The sequence below is a fragment of the Kineococcus auxinigenes genome (assembly GCF_050871525.1).
GTDB lineage: Bacteria > Actinomycetota > Actinomycetes > Actinomycetales > Kineococcaceae > Kineococcus.
Genome location: NZ_JBKBCT010000157.1, coordinates 1 through 747 on the forward strand (window position 1 = coordinate 1; position 747 = coordinate 747).

Genomic DNA, 747 nt, shown 5'->3' on the forward strand with positions numbered 1-747 from the left:
CGGCCACAGCGGCGCTCAATGCCGTTTCCGTTGCTGGCGTGCCCGCTGGAATCGCATTCGCATAGGCAACGCGGTCAACGACGTTGCCATTGGCATCGTAGGTATACCGGACCACGCTGCCAGCGCCGTCGACCGTGTAGTGAAGGCGGCCGTCCGCGTCATACACCCGGCTTTGAGCTTCATCGTGTGCCGGATCTGCATTGATACGACCGGCGACATCGACCAGCGTAGGAGCGTCGGCTAGGCCCGAGAGACTGACCCGGTTTGCATAGGCGGTGGTAGTAGTCAGACGCCCCTGTGCATCGTAGGCATTCTGCTGAACATCGCCGGCAGCATCGACGGTATAGACAAGGCGACTGTCTGCGTCGTAGACATAGCGGGTGGTATTTCCGTTGCCGTCCGTCGCCGCCACGACGTTGCCGTCAGCATCGTAGGCATAGCTGCGCGTGATGTTCAGACCCGCTGGGTCGACATGCGACTCGATCCGTCGGCCCAGCGCGTCGTATACGTACTCAGTGGCAACACCCTTCGGGTCGGTCACGGTCAGAACATGGCCGACATCGTCGTACGTGTACGTGGTGGTGAGATTCAGTCCAGTCGGATCCACCGTCTGACTGACCACCTGCCCCTTCAGGTCATAGGCAACCTGAGTGACAACACCGTTGGCGTCGGTCGTACTGACGCGCTCCCCCTTGGCGTCGTACTGGTAGCGCGTGACGAGATTCAGTCCATTCGGGTCGATGGTCC

At 61.0% G+C, this 747-nt stretch carries 1 pseudogene; it reads right to left on the minus strand.

Annotated features, from left to right (window positions below):
- A pseudogene (locus tag ACRYR9_RS19765) lies at nucleotides 1–747 on the minus strand (hypothetical protein); the annotation flags it as partial.